Origin of the sequence: Rhizobium sp. SL42, assembly GCF_021729845.1 — a bacterium.
Lineage (GTDB): Bacteria > Pseudomonadota > Alphaproteobacteria > Rhizobiales > Rhizobiaceae > Allorhizobium.
In genome coordinates this window covers 1,503,473-1,520,032 of sequence record NZ_CP063397.1, presented here as the reverse complement: position 1 = coordinate 1,520,032, position 16,560 = coordinate 1,503,473, and the positions used below count along the sequence as shown (strand labels likewise).

The 16,560-nt window shown below is 62.9% G+C and carries 15 protein-coding genes; 3 read left to right on the top strand and 12 right to left on the bottom strand.

What is annotated here, in order from left to right:
- Positions 1-54: 54 nt before the first annotated feature.
- The gene (locus IM739_RS07040; protein WP_237370473.1) at positions 55-285 is read left to right on the top strand and encodes a DUF2093 domain-containing protein; all 231 of its coding nucleotides are present in this window, start codon (positions 55-57) and stop codon (positions 283-285) included.
- Between the two features lie 3 nt (positions 286-288).
- On the opposite strand, the gene lpxK is transcribed toward IM739_RS07040, so the two are convergent.
- From lpxK to IM739_RS07010, 6 genes are all read right to left on the bottom strand, one after another.
- Entirely contained in the window at positions 289-1,323 is a 1,035-nt protein-coding gene (gene lpxK / locus IM739_RS07035) for a tetraacyldisaccharide 4'-kinase (RefSeq protein ID WP_237370472.1), read from the bottom strand.
- Positions 1,324-1,452: 129 nt separating this feature from the next.
- Positions 1,453-2,160, bottom strand: coding sequence for an HAD family hydrolase (locus IM739_RS07030; protein WP_237370471.1), 708 nt, complete (start codon positions 2,158-2,160; stop codon positions 1,453-1,455).
- Between the two features lie 27 nt (positions 2,161-2,187).
- Positions 2,188-3,513 (bottom strand): lipid IV(A) 3-deoxy-D-manno-octulosonic acid transferase, encoded by a 1,326-nt coding sequence (gene waaA / locus IM739_RS07025; RefSeq protein WP_237370470.1) that lies wholly within the window; start codon positions 3,511-3,513, stop codon positions 2,188-2,190.
- A gap of 165 nt (positions 3,514-3,678) precedes the next feature.
- Positions 3,679-3,912: a DUF4170 domain-containing protein gene (locus IM739_RS07020; RefSeq protein ID WP_237370469.1), complete on the bottom strand. Its 234-nt coding sequence runs from the start codon at positions 3,910-3,912 to the stop codon at positions 3,679-3,681.
- 63 nt (positions 3,913-3,975) lie between these two features.
- Complete coding sequence (locus tag IM739_RS07015) at positions 3,976-4,818, bottom strand: 3'(2'),5'-bisphosphate nucleotidase CysQ (RefSeq protein ID WP_237370468.1); 843 nt, start codon at positions 4,816-4,818, stop codon at positions 3,976-3,978.
- Entirely contained in the window at positions 4,805-6,151 is a 1,347-nt protein-coding gene (locus IM739_RS07010; RefSeq protein ID WP_237370467.1) for a TldD/PmbA family protein, read from the bottom strand. Before IM739_RS07010 ends, IM739_RS07015 begins: the two co-directional genes overlap by 14 nt.
- Positions 6,152-6,238: 87 nt before the next feature.
- Between IM739_RS07010 and IM739_RS07005 the strand changes: the two genes are divergently transcribed.
- Entirely contained in the window at positions 6,239-8,068 is a 1,830-nt protein-coding gene (locus IM739_RS07005) for a monovalent cation:proton antiporter-2 (CPA2) family protein (RefSeq protein ID WP_237370466.1), read from the top strand.
- An 18-nt stretch (positions 8,069-8,086) separates the two neighbouring features.
- Here IM739_RS07005 and IM739_RS07000 read toward each other — a convergent pair whose 3' ends face one another.
- Genes IM739_RS07000 through IM739_RS06990 form a run of 3 tightly spaced genes read right to left on the bottom strand, consistent with a single transcriptional unit; the run spans position 8,087 to position 11,592 of the window.
- On the bottom strand, positions 8,087-8,965 hold the full coding sequence (locus IM739_RS07000; protein WP_237370465.1) for a patatin-like phospholipase family protein: 879 nt from the start codon (positions 8,963-8,965) through the stop codon (positions 8,087-8,089).
- Between the two features lie 23 nt (positions 8,966-8,988).
- The gene (gene rsmD / locus IM739_RS06995; protein WP_237370464.1) at positions 8,989-9,549 is read right to left on the bottom strand and encodes a 16S rRNA (guanine(966)-N(2))-methyltransferase RsmD; all 561 of its coding nucleotides are present in this window, start codon (positions 9,547-9,549) and stop codon (positions 8,989-8,991) included.
- A gap of 6 nt (positions 9,550-9,555) precedes the next feature.
- Entirely contained in the window at positions 9,556-11,592 is a 2,037-nt protein-coding gene (locus IM739_RS06990) for a pseudouridine synthase (RefSeq protein ID WP_237370463.1), read from the bottom strand.
- Positions 11,593-11,661: 69 nt separating this feature from the next.
- On the opposite strand from IM739_RS06990, the gene IM739_RS06985 reads away from it, so the two are divergent.
- A complete protein-coding gene (locus tag IM739_RS06985) occupies positions 11,662-12,117 on the top strand; it encodes a nucleoside deaminase (protein ID WP_237370462.1) in 456 nt (151 codons plus the stop codon).
- A gap of 105 nt (positions 12,118-12,222) precedes the next feature.
- Here IM739_RS06985 and IM739_RS06980 read toward each other — a convergent pair whose 3' ends face one another.
- The 3 genes from IM739_RS06980 to ileS form a co-directional block, all read right to left on the bottom strand.
- A complete protein-coding gene (locus tag IM739_RS06980) occupies positions 12,223-12,702 on the bottom strand; it encodes a GNAT family N-acetyltransferase (protein ID WP_237370461.1) in 480 nt (159 codons plus the stop codon).
- Positions 12,703-12,771: 69 nt separating this feature from the next.
- Positions 12,772-13,401 carry a hypothetical protein gene (locus IM739_RS06975; protein ID WP_237370460.1) on the bottom strand — a complete coding sequence of 210 codons (630 nt, stop codon included), beginning with the start codon at positions 13,399-13,401 and terminating at the stop codon, positions 12,772-12,774.
- Positions 13,402-13,538: 137 nt separating this feature from the next.
- Positions 13,539-16,517 carry an isoleucine--tRNA ligase gene (gene ileS / locus IM739_RS06970; RefSeq protein WP_237370459.1) on the bottom strand — a complete coding sequence of 993 codons (2,979 nt, stop codon included), beginning with the start codon at positions 16,515-16,517 and terminating at the stop codon, positions 13,539-13,541.
- Between the last annotated feature and the right edge of the window lie 43 nt (positions 16,518-16,560).

Here is a 16,560-nt window from a genome sequence, read left to right as displayed (position 1 = left end):
AATCGCCCGGAGGGCGCTGTATTGCAGTACCGTGACAGGCGCAGGAGACAACAGATGAACCGTTTCGAAGGCAGCGGCAACCGCGAGGCCAAGATCCGCTATCTCGACGCGGACTTCCAGATTCTGGCGCCCGGCAGCCATGTCGTCTGCGCCATGACCGGCCGGCCGATCCTGATCGACGAACTGAAATACTGGAGCGTGGCGCGGCAGGAAGCCTATGTGGATGCGGCGGCTTCGCTTGATGCGGAAAAACGCGCCGGGGCATTGCCGAACCAGTCTCGCTGATCGTCAGGCTTTCGCAGCAAGCCTGCGCGTCCGGCAGGCGACGAATGCCTTGTCGATGATCTGATCCGGGGCTTTAGGATCGTCAAAGGCCATGTCGATTTCGACCACGACCGATCTTTCGGCAAGCATTGCTGCCTGACCATGGCCGCCGACAAGGCGCACTTGGTCCTTGGCCGTGGTCACGAGCCGCAGTGCCTGCTTGTCCGCACGCTCCAGAAGATCGGCGATTTCGTCATCCGCGAGATGATGATGGTCGGGGAAGCCCTGGCGATCGGCGATCACGGCCCCGACCTCCTCCAGCGTGCGATAGAACTTGCCCGGATCGGCAATGCCGGCATAGGCGAGCACGGGCTTGCCCTTCAGGTCATGCGCATCGCGCGGTTTCACATTGGCGACCAGAACCGGCTTTCCGGCGCGCGACGCCTGACGCACCAATGCATCGGCGGCATTGCCCGATCCAACCTTCAGGATGGCATCAAGATGGCGCATCTGGGTGCGGATGGGCGCACGCACGGGCCCGGCCGGAACGGTGCAGCCATTGCCAATGCCGCGGACGGTGTCGATGACAATAAGGGCAAAATCGACCTTCAACCGCGCACTCTGGAAGCCGTCGTCCATGATGATCAGATCGACGCCCTCCGCCACCAGGCGTTCGGCGCCCGCCACGCGGCGACGGGAAATCACGGTCAGCGCCTCGCGGGCGAGCAGCAGGGGTTCATCCCCGACGGCAGACGAACGATGATGCTGCGGATCGACGACGGTCGTCACATCGAGCGAGCCGCCATAGCCACGGCTCAGAAACCCAGGCTTCAGGCCTTTTGCCTTGGCGGCACGGGCAATGGCGATCGCGGTCGGGGTCTTGCCGGCACCACCGACGGTAAAATTGCCGACGCAGATGACCGGCACAGCGACGGCATGGCGGCGCCGACGGTTCATCAGGCTTGCTGCAATCCGCCCATAGACAAAGGCGACCGGCCGCAGGCAGCGCGCTTGCCAATCCATCTTCGTCCACCAGAAAGGCGGTGCTTCCGAAACCATCCTGCCCTTGCCCCCCACGCGGTCGCCCCGCCGGGATGAACGGCTCCTCCCGCTATCCCAGCGAGCAACAAGAAGCCTTGCGCGCGTCAGAAGGTCAAGCATCGGTGTATCAAATGGAAACAAAACGGGTCAGCCGAGCACCGCTTCAAGCTCGGTGATGTCGGAAAGAACCATGTCGGAGGCAAGCGTCAGCGTCTCGCGCGACCCCGTGCCGGACAGAACGCCGATCTTCAAGCCCGCGCCGGCATTCTGGCCCATGTGCAGATCGTGATTGTTGTCACCAACGACGGCGACCTGCGCGGGAGTAAGGCCGGTCGCGGCGCAGAAGCCGAGCACCATGCCGGCTTCCGGCTTGGCGCCATGGCCGCTGTCATAGCCGGCGACAAAATCGACATACTGGGTTATGCCGAAACGATCGGCCGCGACCCGGATCGAACGCTCATTGTCGCTCGAGGCAATGCCGAGGCGCAGACCGCGCCCGTGCAGCCGGGCAAACAGCGGCTGAAGCTCGGTGATCGGCACCGAAAGCTGGGCCGCTTCGGCAAAGCAGTCGTCGATGCGCGGCACGAGATCCGACAGCGCCAGCGGTGAACCGGCGGCGATCATGCCCTCGGCGATCTCGCGGGTGTTGCCGGAGGCAAACAGGCTGTCGGGAACGATGTCGCCCGAGACGGGATGCATGCCGCAGGCAGCCAGAAGCCGATCGGCCAAGGCCTGTTCGCCATCGGCTGCCATCAGCGCCACCATGCGATTGACCGGACCCCAGCTCGCGTCGAAATCGAGCAACGTGCCGTCCTTGTCGAAAAGGATACCGGCAATCTCTGGCTTGGCGTTCATATCGGCATCCCTCAAAGGCAGTGGTGATCAGCTCTGGCTGGCAGTGCGCGGCTCAAGCTTGGCCTTGACCGAAAGCGGGCTGATATAGGGTTCCAGCGCTTTCAGCGTTGCCGTCAACGCACCGCGCATTTCCTGCATGCTCTCGGTTCCCGCTTCCATCATCTTGGTGCGGGCGAGATCGTTGGTCATGAGAAAATGGACAGCTTTGGCCAGCATCTCGGCATCGCGCACGATACGGGCGGAGCCGTTGCGCACCAGCCGCTGATAGCTCTCGCGAAAATTGCTGACCTGCGGACCGGACAGGATCGCGCAGCCGAGCATGGCCGGCTCAAGCGGATTCTGTCCGCCATCGGCAGACAGGGAGCGGCCGACGAAAGCGATATCGGTCATGCGGAGATAGAGGCCCATTTCGCCGATCGTATCCCCGAGGAAGACATCGGTTTCCGCCGTGATCACGTCGCCGCGGGTGCGGCGCGCGACGTTCAGGCCCTTTTCCACCATCATCGCCTCGATCTCATCGGAGCGTTCGGGATGGCGGGGCACGACGATCGACAAAAGGCCGGTATGCGCCTTCAGGGCGCGGTGCACCATGGCGGCGATCTTTTCCTCGCCCTCGAATGTCGAGATGGAAGCCCAGGTCTTGCGCGTGCCGATCTGCTGCATGTAGCGCGCCAGAACTGCCTCGTCACAGGGCGGAGCGTCGCTGTCGACCTTGATATTGCCGGAAATCCCGACCGGCCAGGCCCCGAGATCGCGGAACCGCTCAGCATCGACGTCGGATTGGGCAATGACCAGTGCGAGCTTGCCGAACAGGGCTTCCGCCACCGACTTGTAGCGCATCCAGCGATCGATGGAGCGATCCGACATGCGGGCGTTGACAAGAATCTGCGGAATCTGGCGGCGATGAAGTTCCATCAGGGTCGCCGGCCAGATTTCGGATTCGACGCCGATCGCCACGTCGGGCTGCCAGTAATCGAGAAAGCGGCGCACGGCCGGCAGAAGGTCGAGCGGCACATATTGATGCAGGACCGTATCGCCCAGACGATTGCGGGCGACTTCCGCCGAGGTCACCGTGCCTGTGGTCAGCAAGACATGGATATCACGACGGCGAAGCTCGCGCATCAGGGGCACGACCGCGACGGTTTCGCCCACGCTGGCTGCATGGATCCAGACCATGGGGCCCATGGGCCGAGCCAGACTGGCGTGACCAAAACGCTCGTTGCGGCGCGCGCGGTCTTCCTTGCCCTTGGCCGCACGATAGGCAAGCAACGGCCGAGACAGCGGATAGGCAACCAGCCCCAGCCATCCGTAGGAGGCGACAGCGATCTTTGCCAAACCGTCGCTTAGCGCCATGGACCAAACCTGCTCATCTTCATCGACAATGCCAATATGCCCTTTCGAAAAGTGGGCCATGCAAAAAGCAACAGATGCACAAAGACTGAGTTAAAAACGTGACCCTCGATGCGGGTCTATCATAGCGGCGACGGCTGGGAGCACGGTCGCGGCGCCGGACGCCACTTATTCGGTCGGGTTCAACAGACGGTGCATGTGGACGATGAAATAACGCATGTGCGCATTGTCAACGGTCGCCTGTGCCTTGGACTTCCATGCCACCAGAGCGCTGGCGTAATCCGGAAAGATACCGACGATATCGAGGTCATTCAGATCCCGGAACTGAACCTGCTCGAGGTTCGACAACTCACCGCCAAAAACGAGATGGAGAAGCTGTTTCTTGTCGCTGGACTCGGTCATGGTTTCGGTTTCATCCCATAGAATTTTTGCAGACGTTTCATCTGCGCGATTTCATTTGAAAGGTCAACTCCGGGCAATTGGGGTAAGGGTCCCCAAAAGCTCCGGCAAGACCTGATTGGCGGCGGCAACAAGGACAGGATGGGTGACATCCGGCCTGTTGTAGACCAGCGGCTCGCCGGCCAGATCGGTCAGGCTTCCGCCAGCGCAAGACAGGATCAGGTCGGCTGCTGCCAGATCCCAGTCATGCGAATTGCGCTTGACCAGCGTTGCGTCAATCCGGCCATCGGCCACCAGTGCCAGTCGATAGGCGAGCGATGGAACATGCTCGACCCGTTCGATGCGCGAGCGGATCGTCGGTTGAAATCCTGCGATCATGTCCTGCGCACAGGCGATCTTCAACGGCCCGCCGCTTTGAGCCAATGAGACGCGGATCGCCGCGCCATTTCGTGAGGCCTGCCCGTTCAGGACGGCTGCAAATTCCTCATCCAGTGCCGGCGCGACGAGAACTCCGGCAACAGGGCGTCCCTTGTGCACGACTGCGACGCTGACACACCAGGTGTTCTTGCCGGCGATGAATGCGCGGGTGCCATCGATCGGGTCGATGACAAACAGGGTCTCGCAGGCGAGGCGCGCCGGATCGTCATCCGTCTCCTCCGACAGCCAGCCATAGCTCGGGCGGGCGCTGCGCAACACCGTCTCCAGCGAAAGATTGGCCGCGTAGTCGGCGGCACTGACCGGCGACTGGCCTTCGTTCTTCCACCATACTTCCGGCGACTGGCCGAAGAACGACAGCGCGACACGGCCGGCCTCGCGGGCGGCTGTCGTGATCAGTTCCAGATCAGCCTGCCAGTCGAAATCGCCCAAAGCCGTGGGGATTGGCGATCCGCTGTCGTCAGAGCCCGGCAAGGGTCATGCCCTCGATGGCAAGCGTTGGAGCCGCGACGCCGAACTTACGGTCGATGTCATCGGCGAGCGTGACGCGCATGAACATGTCCTTGAGATTCGAGGCAATGGTGACCTCGGACACCGGATAGGTCAGTTCGCCATTCTCGATCCAGAAACCGCTTGCGCCGCGGCTGTATTCGCCGGTGATCATATCGACACCCTGACCGATCATGTCGGTGATGTAGAGGCCGGTGCCGACATTGCGGATCAGCTCTTCGGGCGAGATGTCGCCCGGCTCCAGCGCGAGATTGGTCGAGGACGGCGAAACGGCGGTGCCGCCACGGGCGCCGCGACCATTTGTGCGCAGGCCCAGCTCACGGGCAGCCGATGACGACAGGAACCAGTGCTTCAGCACGCCATCCTCGATCATGGTCAGGCGCTCGCCGCTGACGCCCTCGCCATCGAAGGGCCGGGAGGCCGATCCGCGAACCTTCAGCGGGTCATCGGTGACGTTGAGGCCGGCTTTCAGAACCTGCTGGCCCATCTTGTCGCGCAGGAACGAGGTCTTGCGGGCAACGGATGCGCCATTGATCGCACCTGCGATCGTGCCGACAAATCCGCGGGCGACACGAGGGTCGAAAACAACAGTCAGGTTGGAGGCGGTCGGGACCTGGCGCGGGTTCAGGCGCTTGATCGCCCGCTCGGCAGCGCGCCGGCCGATCACTTCGGCGTCATCGAGATCGGCGAAATAGAGGCGGCTGTCGAAATCGTGGTCGCGCTCCATCTTGGTCCCCTCGCCGGCAATCACGCCAACGGAACGGGAAAAGCGCGATGCGGCATAGCTGCCGGAGAAACCATGCGAGGTGACCAGAACAAGGCCACCCATGCCGGCAGAGGCGCCGGCGCCGAGCGAATTGCTGACGCCATTGACGCTGCGGGCGGCCTCTTCCATGGCAAGCGCACTCTCGCGCAGGCTGTCGCTCGACACTTCGGTCGGATCGTAAAGCTCAAGATCGGCAATGGTGCGGGCCAGATCCTGTTCGTCGGCCAGGCCGGCATAGGGATCTTCGGGCGAAACCCTCGCCATGGCAACTGCCCGCTCGGCCAGCGCCGTCAGGTCGAAGCCGGGATTGGCCGAGACGCTGGCCACCTGGTTGCCGATGAAAACGCGCAGGGAGAAATCATCGCTTTCCGAGGCTTCGGTCGATTCAACCTTGCCCATGCGGACGCTGACACCCTTGGAGCGAGATCGCACCACGACGGCATCGGCGCGATCGGCACCCGCCTTGCGGGCCAGGTCGACGAGCTGTTCGGCGCGTTGGAGAAGATTGACGGAATCAATTTCATTGGGCATGGCTTGGCCTTTCCTTCCCGCACCATTTATTGTGCATTCCAGAGGGCATCAAGGGCGGTTCGGGCTTTTCCCGTTCACGAGCACGGCATGCCACAAAGGAGACCGCGTTTGTCCACCGCAACCGAAGCGCTTTTCACCCAGCCTCTGCTGTTGCTTGGCGGTGCCGTTGTCGCGGCCCCGCTGTTTCGAAAGCTGGGTCTGGGAACGGTTCTCGGCTATCTCGCCGCCGGTGTGGTGATCGGTCCGGTGCTGCACATGATCGCCGGATCGGGCGACATCCTGGCGGTGGCGGAACTCGGCGTCGTCCTGCTGTTGTTCGTCATCGGGCTCGAACTCAAACCCAGCCGGCTCTGGCACATGCGCCGGGACATTTTCGGACTGGGATCTGCACAGGTCATCCTGACAGGCCTTGCCATGACCGGGGCGATCCTGCTTTCCGGTCTTCTCGACTGGCGCGGCGCCGTCGTCGCCGGTTTCGGCCTGGCGCTGTCGTCCACGGCGTTTGCCCTGCAGATCCTCAATGACAATGGCGAGCTGAATAGTCGCCATGGGCAGCGCTCGTTCTCGATCCTTCTGTTCCAGGACCTCGCCATCGTGCCGCTGCTGGCGATGATCTCGATCCTCGACGGCAATGGCGGAGAACAGGGGACGTCCGCCTTTGTCGAGATCGCCATGGCAGTCGGCGCGGTCGTCGCGATGATCCTGGCCGGTCGCTATCTGTTGACGCCGCTGTTCCAGGTGATCGCAAGGACCGGTGCCCGCGAGGTGATGATCGCGGCGGCGCTGTTTGTCGTTCTGGGCTCCGCATACCTGATGCAGGTCAGCGGCCTTTCCATGGCCATGGGCGCGTTCCTCGCCGGCGTGATGCTGGCGGAATCCTCCTATCGGCATGAACTGGAAGCCGATATCGAGCCGTTCCGCGGCTTGCTGCTGGCGCTGTTCTTCATGGCCGTCGGGTTGTCGATGGACATCCAAGTCATCGTCGACAACCTGCTGCTGATCACGCTCACCGTGCCGGTGCTGATGTTGGTGAAGGCGACTGTGCTTTACAGCATCTGCCGGATCGCCGGATCGCCGCACAACGATGCCATCCGGATCGCCATGCTCCTGCCGCAGGGCGGCGAATTCGGCTTCGTCCTGTTCACCACGGCCGCCGCCAGCGGCATCCTGTCCGGCGCGACCTCGTCGCTGCTGATCTCGATCGTCACCTTGTCGATGGCGCTCACCCCGTTGGCGACCCTGTTGGCCAAGAGGCTGGTCTCCGACGAAAGCGGCGACCGCGAAGAACTGGAAGAGGATTTCGAAGGGGCCGGCGCGGATGTGCTGATGGTCGGCTTCTCGCGTTTCGGGCAGATCGCCGCGCAGATCCTGCTTGCCAGCGGCCGCGACGTCACCATCATCGACGACAGCGCCGACCGCGTGAGACAGGCGGCGCAATTCGGTTTCCGCATCTATTTCGGCGACGGCAAGCGGATCGACGTGCTGCGCGCCGCCGGCATCGAGAAGGCGAAGATCGTCGCGGTCTGTACGCAGAAAAAAGAAGTGACCGACGCGATCGTCGACCTCATTCGCAGCGAATATCCCGATGTCAGGCTCTATGTGCGCTCCTATGACCGTATTCACAGCCTGTCGCTTCGTGCCCGCGACGTCGACTATGAAATCCGCGAAACCCTGGAATCCGGTCTGCTGTTCGGGCGCCGGACGCTGGAAGGCCTCGGTGTTTCGGAAGACGAAGCCTATGATATCGGTGAGGATATCCGCCGCCGCGACGAGGAGCGGCTGCGGATCCAGGCACAGGAAGGCATCCAGGCCGGACGCGACATGCTGCACAACCGGCCGGTCAAGCCGGAACCGCTGGTCAAGCCGAAGCGCCCGGTTGCGCCAATGGTTGGAGAAGAGGCCGGTCCGCACAGCTAGCCGGGCGACCCCGGCAGATCAGCGGCGGACGAAATCTTCCATGCGGGCTGAAATCTCCCGCTTAAGGCCGTCCTTCAGGCCGTCGGATGCCTCGAAAATCTGGCGGGCCTTGAGAAAATCGAGCACGCGGAAGGCGTTGACATCCGGGCGCAGGTAGATGTCTGGCTGGCAGATCTTCATTTTCAGCGCGACATTCGACTGCATCATCAGTTGCGAGGCACCGAAAAGGCTGTCTATGCGATTGGGCATCAGGGAGCCGTCGCCTTCCGGGGCGCCGACAACATCGACGCCAATGATGATATCGGCCTGACCGATCAGCAGATCATAAGGCACCGGATTGAAGATGCCGCCGTCGATCATCAGCCGGCCCTTGATGGTGACCGGGGCAAACAAAGCCGGGATTGCGGCCGAGGCGGCGAGCGCCTCATAAAGATCGCCGTGGTCGCAGAGCTGCTCGCACTGGCCGTAATAATCCGTCGCCATCACCTTCAGGGGAATGCCAAGGCCGGTGAAATGCGTCGGGATTTCCGGCGGCAGGAAGGCTTGCAGCACACGCTGCAGGTTGAACTGGCCGAGGCGAAAGCCACCGAGCGCGTCGCGCATGCTGGCCGGGCGCAAGCCCCAGAGGCGGTTCAGCACCTGGGCACGGTTGTCAGCCAGATGCAGCGCATATTCTCGGATGTCTCGGCCGGTCATGCCGGCGGCATAGGCCGCACCGATCAGGGCTCCCATTGAGGATCCCGCGATGATCGAAGGCTTCAGGCCGAGTTCGTCGAAGACTTCCAGCACCGGGACATGGGCAAAGCCACGCGCACCGCCGGCGCCAAGCGCCAAGCCTATGGTGGGTTGAGAAGAGGAGCCCAGGGACGGAAGCGCGGTTTCGGCAATGCTATCCATGGCACCTTTTCTCGTGATCGATATCAGGCAGGCCTATAGGAAAAGAAGTACATTTTCGTGTCACCGAAGGTCCGTTCCTCGGTGAAGGCAAAAACCGGATCAACCGTGACCTGGACATCGCCGCGTTCCTCGAGAATGACCAGCGCACCCGGCGCCAGCCAGCCACCCTTGTGGGCGGACAGCAGAGCTTTCTCGCCCAGGCCCTTGCCATAAGGCGGATCGGCAAACAGCAGATCGAAGGGCTCGATGTTGTTGGAAGGCCCGAGATCCGTCGCATCACGGCGCAGGATACGCGCGCGGCCATGCAGGCCGAATGCGTCGATGTTTTCCCAAAGCAGGCTGCGGCCCTCGACGCTGTTTTCGACGAATAGCGCCGATTTGCAGCCGCGCGACAAGGCCTCGATGCCGACAGCACCCGTGCCGGCAAAGAGATCTAGAACACGCGTCCCGTCCAGGAGACCGGGATGGGCGTGCGCGAGAATGTTGAACAGGCTCTCGCGCGTCCGGTCGATGGTCGGCCGGATATCATTGGACTTGGGCGTGGCCAAAGAACGGCCACGGAATTCCCCACCGACAACCCGCATGCCGGCTTACCTCTTGCCCTTTGGCGGGCCAGCACGGCCGGCGCCCGAAGGCCTGCCTCCGGCGCCGCGTGGGCCGCCATCGGCACGCGTGCTTGGCGGACGTCCACCGGGCTTGCCGAAAGACTTGCCAGCGGGCTTTCCACCCGGCTTGCCGCCGAAGGATCTGCCCGCAGGCTTGTCGCCAAACGGCTTTGCGCCGCGCGGCTTGTCACCGAAGGGCTTTGCACCAAAAGGCTTTTCGCCGCGTGGACGGTCTTCACGAGGTCTGTCGTCGCGGGGCCTGTCATCGCGGGGACGATCCGAACGCGGACGATCACCAGCAGGGCGGTCGCCACGGGGACGGTCCGAGCCGAAACGTTCGCCGCGCGGCGCATCACTGCGCGCACTGTCGCCACGGGGGCGATCGGCGCGGGCCGGACGGTCACCACGATCGGGGCGATCGCCGAAATCACGGCGCGGGCCGCGGTCACCAGCATCGCGGCGCGGGCCGCGGTCACCGAAACCACCACGCTTCTCGCCGTCGCGGCTGTCACCACGACCACCGTCGCGGCCACCTGGCTTGGTGTCCGGGCCATCGGCGCGGATCCAGTCGCCGTCCTCGTCGCGGGCACGGCTCACCAGAACGCGCGGACCGGTATCGCGGTCGGCAAAATCCTTCCGCCCCTTGCTGTCGGGGTTGAAGCGCATAGACCCCTTGGTCGGCTTGCCATCCTTGCCACGACCATAGCGCTTGCCTTCCGGTGCACCTTCGCGACGGACGCGGGGCGCCTTGGCCTCCTCGCCTTCAACGGCAGCCTTCTTCTCGGCAACCGGACGGGCGCCGGGCGCCATCCAGACATTGGCGGTGCGGCTCTTCGGCGCCATCGGCGCGCGCTTCGGCTTGTCGCCAAAGCGGCTGGCTTCGTCGCGGGCACCAAAGCCTCGCTTTTCGCCATCGCGCTTGCCGGCCGGCTTGGCGCGGCTGTCATCGCGACGGGTATCAAGGCGGTCGAGCGCGCGTTCGCGCTTGTCGCCGGGCTTTTCGCTGAAACGCGGCTTGGCCGGACGCTCGTCGCGGCGCTCTTCGCGCGCCCATTCCGCCTTGGCGGGCTTGGCCTTGGCAACGACCTCATCGTCCTCGTCTTCGACAGCACCACCGTGGGCGAAGATCGGTGCGTCGAAATTCGCCTTGGCGTCCTCGATCAGGCGCGGCCCCAACTGGTCGCGCAGCATGCGGCCGCGGACTTCCTGGACATCACCTTCCGGCAGGTCGCCGAGCTGGAACGGGCCGTAAGAAATGCGGATCAGACGGTTGACCTCGAGGCCGAGCGCGCCGAGCACGTTCTTGATCTCGCGGTTCTTGCCTTCGCGAAGGCCCATGGTGATCCAAACGTTGTGGCCCTGCTTGCGGTCGAGCGTTGCGTCGATCGCACCATAGAGCACGCCGTCGACGGCCATGCCTTCCTTGAGCTTGTCGAGCGCCGGCTGATCGACCTCGCCAAAGGCGCGGACGCGGTAACGGCGCAGCCAGCCGGTGGTCGGCAGTTCGAGCACCCGGGCGAGGCCTCCGTCATTGGTGAGCAGCAGCAGGCCCTCGGTGTTGATGTCGAGGCGGCCGATCGACATGACGCGCGGAAGGTCTTCCGGCAGATTTTCGAATACGGTCGAGCGACCTTCCGGATCGGAATTGGTGGTCACCAGGCCGGCCGGCTTGTGATAGAGCCAGAGCCTTGTGCGCTCGATGCCGCGGATCGGCTGGTCATCGACCTCGATCTTGTCGGACAGCGTCACATTGACGACAGGGGTGTCGAGCACGGTGCCGTTCAGCTTGACGCGGCCTTCCATGATCATGCGCTCGATATCGCGGCGCGAGGCCACGCCAACGCGCGCGAGCAGCTTGGAAATGCGCTCGGGCTTCATTCCCTCCTCGCCAGCCGATGCGCCGGAGCGGGCTGCGCGTGCGGGGTTGATTTCGGTTTTGGCGGCCGGCTTGCGAGAGAGCGGCTTTGCGCCGCGATCAGAGGGCTTGCCCGCCGGTCGCTTGGACTTGTCTTTGAATGTCATTTGCTATTTGCCTGTGGTTTGGGCTGTCGTATCAGGTCGCGCGGCTCTGGTTAAGTGGAAAGTTCACGCATGACTAAGACAAACGGCTTCATGGACGCGGCTTTTGCCGAGGCGCACGCTGCCGGGGCGCGTGGCGAGGTGCCGATCGGCGCCGTCGTGGTCAAGGATGGCGCAATCATCGGGCGGGCCGGCAACGAGACGCGGGCGCAAAACGACGTCAGCGCCCATGCCGAAATCCTGGCGATCCGCCGGGCCGGAGCCATCGTCTGCGACGAACGCTTGGTCGATGCCGATCTCTATGTGACACTGGAACCGTGCACCATGTGCGCGGCAGCCATCTCCTTTGCCCGTATCCGGCGGCTTTATTATGCCGCGCAGGACCCGAAGGGGGGCGCGGTCGACAACGGCGTGCGGTTCTACGCGCAAGCCACCTGCCACCACCAGCCGGAGGTCTATTCCGGCTTTCGCGAGACGGAAGCGGCCGATTTGCTCCGGAGCTTTTTCCAGGAAAGGCGCGAGAGCTAGAGCAATTCCAGCGGAGGTGGGAACCGGCCTTGCGTCCTGAATTGCGTAAAATCAGAGAGATCGAGCATCGAAGGCGGCTGTGTTTTCGTCGGAAATGCTCCGGATTCAGTCGGCAGCAAAGGCCTTCAGCGCATCACCCGACAGACGGTAGCGGATCCATTCCGACTGCGGCTCGGCGCCGATCGCGTCATAGACCCGGATCGCCGGCTCGTTCCAGTCGAGCACGCTCCATTCGAAGCGGCCACAGCCCTTTTCGACCGCGATCTGCGCCAGATGACGCAACAGCCGCTTACCGCCGCCGCCGCCGCGATGGTCGGGCGAGACATAGAGGTCTTCGAGATAGAGGCCGTTGCGCGCCAGCCAGGTCGAATAACTGTAGAACCAGACGGCAAAGCCGGCCGGCTTTCCGTCAGCCTCGAGAATGGCAGCTTCGGTCACAGAACCATGGCCAAAGATCGACTGGCGAATGCTGTCTTCGGTCGCGGCCACTTCGTGACCGGCCTTTTCATAGACCGCGAGTTCGGTGATGAAGCCGAGAATGGTCGCAGCGTCGTCACGGGTTGCCGGGCGGATGGTGAATGTCATTGTGCCATATCCAGACGAAAAAGGCAGGTCGTTGCCGCCCTGCCCTGATCGAAGTCATCTTTGTAAATCTTATTGGAAGGGCTGCCACCAGGAGCTATTACTCTGCTGGGCGGCCTTGGCTTCCTTCTTGCGACGCTTCTGCTTCTTCAATTCCGGCTCGCCGAGATCGGTCAGCGCGGTTTCCTCAGTCTTGCGATACTCCGTCGGCGGATCCGACAGCAGGCGGCGCTGGTCGAGATAGGCCCCCTTCTGCAGCTTGCGGGCTTCGCGGAAGGCCTGCCACTTCTGGGTTTCGGTCATCGTGCCGGCTGTGCCGTAACCGGCGAGCAGCGGCGAACGGTAGTTTGGGTTGTCCGCATTCGCATCGGCCTCGGCAACGAGGCGCTCACGCGTCTGTTCAGGGGCTTCGACCCATTCCGGGTTTTCCTTGCTGGCCAGCGACTGCTGCGGCGCGACCAGGGTGGCCTGGGCGACAGACGGCGGCATGACCAGTTCCGGACGCGGATTGTATTTGGTGCCCTTGTTGGCAGGCTCCTTGCCACCGATCGAGACGGCAGAACCGACGTCATCGGCCAGCTGCTCGATCGCGGTCTTGTCGGTGCCATAGGTCGGGCTGCCGAGGCAGCCGGTCAGGCCGAGCGTTGCGCCCAGGAGACCCGCCACACCAAAGCCAACTCTGAACAGATATGCCGATTTCATGAATGCCTACCAGCCTCGCCGCATTTCGTTCTGTCTTGTCGAAATTCCCAGCGTGTCCGCTGACAGTAAATTTCGGCCATTTTCAGGCAGTTTTACCGGATGACCCGCCAAAGCGCAAACCATCCGGCAATATTTCGTCAGAGTGCTGCCGCCAGCTCGCGCAGGGCCTTGGCATCGCGGGCCGAGACATCAGGATAGTCGGCGTCGCTGCCAACGTCCTTGGTGATCCTCCACGAGCGGGCGCATTTCACACCCTCGGCAAGCTTCGGCTCGACCGAGACCCTGGTGCCGTCGTCCAGACGGAAAGCGTCCTGCGGGCCTTCGCCACCGACAACGGCGATATCCGACGTGATGCAGATCTCGGCAAAGTCTAGGCCTTCGAGCGCCGCCAGCAGGTCCGGATCGGCGACATGCACGACCGGGGCTGCCTCCAGCGACGAGCCGATGCGCTTGTCCTTGCGCTCGAGTTCCAGCGCGCCGGTGACGGCACGGCGGACGGTGCGAACCTTCTTCCACTTCTCTGCCACGGGCTCGTTCGACCATTCGGCCGGGATCACCGGGAACTGTTCCAGATGCACCGACACGGCATTCGGATCGCGCGACAGCCAGGCCTCTTCCGTGGTGAACGGCATCATCGGCGCGAACCACAGCACGAGGCTATCGAAAAGCTTGCGGATGACGAACAGGGCCGAGCGGCGCTTCAGGCTCGACGGCGCGTCGCAGTAGAGCGTGTCCTTGCGGATGTCGAAATAGAAGGCCGACAGCTCGACATTGGCGAAATCGGTGAGCGCACGGGTGATGCGCTTGAAGTCGAATTCGTCGTAAGCCTTTCGGACCAGCTGGTCGAGCTCGGCCAGGCGATGCAGCATCAGCTTTTCGAGTTCCGGCAGGTCGGCATAGGAGATCTCCTCGCCCTTGTCATGGGCGAGCGTGCCGAGCATCCAGCGGATCGTATTACGGATCTTGCGATAGGCGTCGATATTGGTCTGGATGATCGTCTTGCCGACGCGCAGGTCCTCGGCATAGTCGGACGACATGACCCAGAGGCGCAGGATATCGGCACCGGCATCCTTCATGATCGTCTGCGGGGCGGTAACATTGCCCTTCGACTTCGACATCTTCTCGCCCTTCTCATCCATGATGAAACCATGGGTGACGACGGCGTTGTAGGGCGCGCGGCCGCGCGTCGCGCAGCTTTCGAGCAGCGACGAATGGAACCAGCCGCGATGCTGGTCGGAGCCTTCGAGATAGACGTCGGCCGGCCATTTCAGGTCCGGGCGATCTTCCAGCGTGAAGGTATGGGTCGAGCCTGAATCGAACCAGACGTCGAGGATGTCGGTGACCATCTGCCACTTTTCGCCGTTGTGCCCATTGCCTAGGAAGCGCTCCTTTGCGCCTTCGGCAAACCAGGCATCGGCGCCTTCCTTCTCGAAGGCTTCGAGGATGCGGGCATTGACCTCTTCATCCTTCAGCACATTGCCCTCGGCATCGGCGAAGACGCAGATCGGCACGCCCCAGGCGCGCTGACGCGACAGCACCCAGTCCGGGCGGCCTTCGATCATGGCGCGCAGGCGGTTCTGGCCGCCGGCCGGAACGAAGCGGGTGTCGTCGATGGCGGACAAAGCGCGCGAACGCAGCGTCGTGCCGTCGCCGAAGTCCTTGTCCATGTAGACGAACCATTGCGGCGTGTTACGGAAAATGACCGGCTTCTTGGAGCGCCAGGAATGCGGATATTCATGCTTGATACGGCCACGGGCAAAGAGGCTGTTGGCCGCGATCAGCGCCTCCATGACGCGCTTGTTGGCGTCGCCCTTCTTGCCGTTGTCGTCGAGCACGCGGGCGGCACCGCCCTCGGCCGACGGGCCGAAGCCGGGCGCGTCTTCGGTGTAGAAGCCGGCATCGTCGACCGGGAACGGGATGGTCTTTTCCAGGTGTTGAGCCAACGGGGAGCCTTGGCGATACTCAATTTCCCCCTGAGCGATCTTTCGGTTCAATGTTTGAAATGCGGCATTGCTGTTCATCCAAACGTCAAAGTCTTCGCGACCATGCGATGGCGCGGTGTGGACAAAGCCTGTCCCTGCATCGTCGGTGACGTGGTCGCCGTCCAATAGAGGAACTGGGAAATAGTATCCCATGTCCCGCAAAGGATGCGCGCAGGTGATTGATGCTAGTTCTTCAGCCGAGACAGCCCGCAGCCGGACGAATTCGAGCTTGGCCTTGGCGAACGATTCCGGCGCCAGCTTGTCTGCGAAAATAAGCTTTTCACCCGGCTGCGGACCGAAATCGTTGGCGGCGGCCGTCACTTCATAGAGGCCGTATTCGACGCGCGGCGAATAGGAGATCGCACGGTTGCCCGGGATGGTCCAGGGGGTGGTTGTCCAGATGACGACGGAGGCATCAAGAAGATCCGTGATCTTGGCACCGTCGCGGGCCACGAAGAAGACCGGGAACTTCACCCAGATCGTATCGCTCTCGACCTCGTGATACTCCACCTCGGCTTCGGCCAGCGCCGTGCGCTCGACGACCGACCACATGATCGGCTTGGAGCCGCGATAGAGCTGGCCCGACAGCGCGATCTTCAGCAGTTCGCCGGCGATGCGGCTTTCTGCGTGGAAATTCATCGTCGTATAAGGACGATCGAAATCACCCTCGATGCCGAGGCGGCGAAATTCTTCCGACTGGGTGTCGATCCAGCCTTGGGCAAATTCGCGGCATTCCTTTCGGAATTCGTTGACCGGGACCTCGTTCTTGTCCTTGCCCTTTTCGCGATACTTTTCCTCGATCTTCCACTCGATCGGCAGGCCGTGGCAATCCCAGCCCGGCACATAGTTGGCATCATAGCCGCGCATCTGGAACGAGCGGGTGATGACGTCCTTCAGCACCTTGTTCAGCGCGTGGCCGATATGGATGTTGCCGTTGGCATAGGGCGGGCCGTCATGCAGCACGAACTTTTCGCGGCCGGCAGCGGACGAGCGCAGCTTCTTGTAGAGGTCCATCGACTTCCACTTGGCGGCCATCTCCGGTTCCTTCTGCGGCAGGCCGGCGCGCATCGGGAATTCCGTTTCCGGAAGATAGAGGGTCTTGGAATAGTCAAGCTTTTCAGGGGTATCGGTCATGATCTAGCCATTGATGGCGCGCCGGGAGGGCTGCGCTGAAAAT

Coding starts and splice junctions, on each gene's coding strand:
- IM739_RS07040 (WP_237370473.1), top strand. CDS start 55: ATGAACCGTTTCGAAGGCAGCGGCAACCGCGAGGCCAAGATCCGCTAT.
- lpxK (WP_237370472.1), bottom strand. CDS start 1,323: ATGGTTTCGGAAGCACCGCCTTTCTGGTGGACGAAGATGGATTGGCAA.
- IM739_RS07030 (WP_237370471.1), bottom strand. CDS start 2,160: ATGAACGCCAAGCCAGAGATTGCCGGTATCCTTTTCGACAAGGACGGC.
- waaA (WP_237370470.1), bottom strand. CDS start 3,513: ATGGCGCTAAGCGACGGTTTGGCAAAGATCGCTGTCGCCTCCTACGGA.
- IM739_RS07020 (WP_237370469.1), bottom strand. CDS start 3,912: ATGACCGAGTCCAGCGACAAGAAACAGCTTCTCCATCTCGTTTTTGGC.
- IM739_RS07010 (WP_237370467.1), bottom strand. CDS start 6,151: ATGCCCAATGAAATTGATTCCGTCAATCTTCTCCAACGCGCCGAACAG.
- IM739_RS07005 (WP_237370466.1), top strand. CDS start 6,239: ATGCCACAAAGGAGACCGCGTTTGTCCACCGCAACCGAAGCGCTTTTC.
- IM739_RS07000 (WP_237370465.1), bottom strand. CDS start 8,965: ATGGATAGCATTGCCGAAACCGCGCTTCCGTCCCTGGGCTCCTCTTCT.
- rsmD (WP_237370464.1), bottom strand. CDS start 9,549: ATGCGGGTTGTCGGTGGGGAATTCCGTGGCCGTTCTTTGGCCACGCCC.
- IM739_RS06990 (WP_237370463.1), bottom strand. CDS start 11,592: ATGACATTCAAAGACAAGTCCAAGCGACCGGCGGGCAAGCCCTCTGAT.
- IM739_RS06985 (WP_237370462.1), top strand. CDS start 11,662: ATGACTAAGACAAACGGCTTCATGGACGCGGCTTTTGCCGAGGCGCAC.
- IM739_RS06980 (WP_237370461.1), bottom strand. CDS start 12,702: ATGACATTCACCATCCGCCCGGCAACCCGTGACGACGCTGCGACCATT.
- IM739_RS06975 (WP_237370460.1), bottom strand. CDS start 13,401: ATGAAATCGGCATATCTGTTCAGAGTTGGCTTTGGTGTGGCGGGTCTC.
- ileS (WP_237370459.1), bottom strand. CDS start 16,517: ATGACCGATACCCCTGAAAAGCTTGACTATTCCAAGACCCTCTATCTT.